This window comes from Xanthovirga aplysinae (genome assembly GCF_009711365.1).
In the GTDB taxonomy this organism is placed as follows: Bacteria; Bacteroidota; Bacteroidia; order Cytophagales; family Cyclobacteriaceae; genus Xanthovirga; species Xanthovirga aplysinae.
Genome location: NZ_SMMB01000812.1, coordinates 1 through 4,244, shown reverse-complemented (window position 1 = coordinate 4,244; position 4,244 = coordinate 1). Strand labels below are relative to the sequence as shown.

Below are 4,244 nucleotides of genomic sequence, written 5' to 3'. Positions count from 1 at the left end.
TAATGAAACCACGGTTGAAATCCTGCGTTTATCGCGGTGAGACAAGTCATTCGAGGGAAAGTGACATAGTTTCAGAATTTTTACTTATTGATTTTTTCTAGCGATCCAAAAAATGGAAGATATACTTTTTTCGCCCCAACAATTAGGAGCCTATCGATTGCCACACCGAATTATTATGGCTCCCTTAACGCGAAGTCGTTCCAAACAACCGGGGAATATTCCATGGGAGATGAATGTGGAGTATTATCGCCAAAGATCCTCTGCGGCTTTAATTATTACAGAAGCTACTAACATCTCTCCCCAGGGAATGGGTTATGCATTGACACCAGGCATTTATAGCCCTGATCAAATTAATGGATGGAAGGGAATCACTCGGGGCATCCATAAGAAAGGTAGCAAGGTTTTTATGCAATTATGGCATGTGGGCCGTATTTCACATTCTTCTCTTCAGCCCAATGGGGTTCTTCCTGTTGCGCCTTCGGCAATTAGAGCGGAAGGTAAAGTGTTTACTAATGAAGGTCTTCAGCTATTCGAAACACCTAGAGCCTTAGAAATAGAAGAGATGACAGATATCGTAGATCAATATCGTCAGGCAGCGGTTAATGCAAAGGAAGCAGGTTTTGATGGAGTGGAGATACATGCAGCCAATGGTTATTTGTTAGAGCAGTTTCTCAAAGATGGAACAAACAAACGTACAGACAATTATGGAGGTTCGGTTGAAAACAGATGCCGTCTGCCTTTAGAAGTGGTTGCTGCTGTGACAGAGGTGTGGGGAAGTGATAAAGTAGGAACCAGAATTTCTCCTTCTGGTACATTTAATAGTATGTCGGATTCAAATATTGAAGAAACTTTCACTTTTTTTGTAGAACAATTAAATCCATTTAACCTGGCTTACCTTCACGTGGTAGAAAGTTTCAGAGGCTCTCACACAAATGTGGCCTTAAATCTGAAGTTGCGTAAGATTTTTAATGGTGCATATATGGCAAATGGCGGATACAATGCTCAAACTGCAGCAAAAAGCATCACCAACGGATATAGTGATTTTGTTTCCTTTGGAATTCCCTTTATAGCAAATCCGGATTTACCAGAGCGTATAAAGGCAGGAGCTCCATTAAGTGAAGCTGATCCGTCAACTTATTATGGAGGAAACGAAAAAGGGTATATTGATTATCCTTTTATGTCTACAAAAGAATGAAAGGAATATAAAATTCAAGTTGAATCGATGGTTTTTGAAATGATTACCTTGGAGGCAGGGGAAAAGATTAGTTTGTGACTTGAATGAGATTATTAGGGAGATTAAAAAGGTTAAAAAAGAAAAGATAATAGGAATGAAGGGAACAAGTCGATCAAATATAAAAGTAGGGCTAAGTGTAAAGATAGTGTTGAAGCAAGATCAACGGACAGGGAAATTGACAGAAGGTATTGTAAAAGATATTCTTACAAAGTCTCCCAATCATCCCCATGGGATAAAAGTGCGGTTAGAGGATGGTCAGGTGGGGCGTGTAAAAGAAATTTTGAAGAATTAACAATCATCTAGATAAGCTTTGAGCCTTCCTGGTAAGGTTCTATTGGCTTTTAAATTTCTTTGAGGGAAATAACTGGACTTTTATGTGCTGCATTATATGCATGAATGCTTACCGTAACCAGTGTTAATAACAAACAAAAGCCAGATGATGCCATAAATATGCTCAAGGATATTTTGGTGTGGTAATTGAAATTAGTTAGCCATAGGCGAATGGTTCCCCAGGCTAAAGGCCAGGAAATAAAAATTGAAATAGCGGAAAGCCAAACATATTCTCGGATCACCAGTAAATATATACTCCAGTTACTGGCCCCATAAACTTTTCTTACACTTAATTCTTTACTCTTTTGATGGGAGGTAAATGCTGATAATCCAAAAAGCCCTAAGCTGGCAACTAGTAAGATAAGGCCCGAAAACACACCTAATAATGTTGCTTTGTTTTCATCTGATTTGTAAATCTTCTCAAAATCTTCCGATAGAAAATGATAATCAAATGGTTGTTTTCCATTTATTGATTTCCATTCAAGTTTAATTTTTTTTAGAGTTTTTGGTATATTTTCCTTGTTTATTCGTATAAACATATAGTGGTTATTGCTTTTTTCGTAAGATAGTATCAACGGTTTAACCTTTTGGTGGGCACTGCCTAAATGAAAATCTTTTGTGACGCCAATCACTTTTGCCCATTCAGTTTTTCCTTCATTATTTTCCCAAAATACTTTTTTACCTAGAGGGTTTTCCCATCCCAATTTTTCCACTAAGGCTTTATTGACTATCACAGCATGTTCTTGGTCTGTTGGTATATATTTAGAGAAATTTCTACCCTTAATAAGAGGGATTCCTAATGTTCCTAAAAAGTCCAGATCTACTTTCATGTAGTGGTTGATTTGCTCCTTAAATCCTTTTTGAGTTTCATATTTAAAGGAACTTTCTTTTCTAAAAACCCCAGGAGCTCCATTGGCCGTGGCGATGCCTTTTATTTCCTCCTGTTTTATTAATTTATCCTTTAATTCTTGAAAATTAGCCATTACTTCTTCATTGATCAGATCTATTCGTAGCACCTGATCTTTATTGAATCCTAGGTTTCTATTTCTGAGATAATCAAGCTGTTGATGTACAGTCAGGGTACAAATTAATAGGCAAAGTGAAATAGACAACTGGATAATGACCAGGGTTTTTCTAAGAGAAACTCTTCCTAAGGTTTTAAATGATTTTCCTTTAAGAACCACGGCTGGTTCAAAACGAGATAGATAAAAAGCAGGATAACTTCCTCCAATTAATCCAACCAGAATTATTAGGAAAGCAAAAGAAATTAGGACCAAAGGGTTTTCCCAGTAATTATAATTGAAAGAATTATCCAGGTATTCTTTAAACAATGGTTTTCCCAGATCTAAAATAATAAGGCTTAAAAAGTAGGCTATCAAGCTTAGAAGGACTGATTCTGTTAAAAATTGCCCTATAATTCTGCCTTTCCATGAACCAAGTGCTTTTCGGATACCTACTTCTCTTGCCCTTTTTGCAGACCGGGCAATGGCAAGGTTCATGTAATTTATGCAAGCTACTAAAAGAAGGAAAATAGCAACCGCTGCAAAAACATAGATGTAGTTTATGGAGCCATTTGAACTTAGTTCACCTTCCAGGTTAGAATGAAGATGAATATCGGTTAAGGCTTGCAATTGAAAACTAGCGGAGGAATGATGAGGTTCCAAAAAAGGCGCAAGATATTGCTTATACACTCCCTGGAGATTTGCATTGAATTTTTCTTTTGATGTTGAAGGGTTAAGAAGAATATAGGTATAAGCATTATTTTTTGTCCATTCCTCATACCTATTATTTGTATTTGTGGCAAGAGAAATAAATGCTGAGGCAATGAAATGAGAATTGGTAGGAATGTCCTCCATTACCCCGGTTACCATTAACTCTCGTCCATTTCCCGTGGTGATTATATTTCCCAGAGGGTCCTGGTCGCCAAAATATTTATAGGCTAGCTGTTTACTTAAAACGATTTGATTTGGCCTTTTTAGGCAAAGCTTTGGATCCCCTTCTAAAAGCTTAAAACTGAAAATTTCGAAAAGGTGTTCATCAGCCAAAAATAAATTTTCCTCAAAAGACGTCATTCCATTGAAGGAAATTGCAGCCTTTTTAGTTTTAGTTAAGGTGGTGCCCGATTGTACTTCAGGGAATTTACTTATGAGCGTTCTTGCCAGAGGAACAGGAGAAGAAGCTACATGAAATGGGTTATTCCCGATGTTGGCATGGGTGGTAACACGGTAAATATTTTTGGATTGGTTGTGGTATTGGTCAAAACTGAGTTCATCCGCGATATAGACAAATAATAGCATACTGCAGCTGATTCCCAGCGTCAGGCCCAGAATATTGATAAAGCTATAAACTTTATTTCGGACAATATTTCGGTATGCTATTTTCAAATAGTTTCGCAACATACAAAAGGGATATATGTTTTAACTATCTTCAATTAGCATACCGATTATTGAAAACCTTTAAATTCAGTGGTATACGAGGGTTTTTAAAGAAATTCTATTCCTATTTTGTTCACTATTATGACAAGAATTGTACATTACCGTACAAACTGGATTTATGGGATTAGTTTTTTTTGAGCAACCTAATAGTTGAAAGCTATTGCAAAATAGAAAATATCAATTTTACTTATTTCCTCATTCTCCCCACCTTTGTGTTGTTCAAAAAAACCTAAAACACAAAAAAA

3 protein-coding genes are annotated in these 4,244 nt (G+C 36.6%); 2 read left to right on the top strand and 1 reads right to left on the bottom strand.

Annotated elements, in window-relative coordinates; all coding sequences use genetic code 11:
* Nucleotides 1–112 precede the first annotated feature (112 nt).
* Nucleotides 113–1,195, top strand: a complete 1,083-nt coding sequence (locus E1171_RS06085; protein WP_155205100.1) for an alkene reductase — start codon at nt 113–115, stop codon at nt 1,193–1,195.
* Between the two features lie 133 nt (nt 1,196–1,328).
* A complete protein-coding gene (locus tag E1171_RS06080) occupies nt 1,329–1,526 on the top strand; it encodes a YwbE family protein (protein ID WP_155205098.1) in 198 nt (65 codons plus the stop codon).
* Nucleotides 1,527–1,575: 49 nt separating this feature from the next.
* On the opposite strand, the gene E1171_RS06075 is transcribed toward E1171_RS06080, so the two are convergent.
* On the bottom strand, nt 1,576–3,963 hold the full coding sequence (locus E1171_RS06075) for an ABC transporter permease (RefSeq protein ID WP_155205097.1): 2,388 nt from the start codon (nt 3,961–3,963) through the stop codon (nt 1,576–1,578).
* Nucleotides 3,964–4,244: the final 281 nt, after the last annotated feature.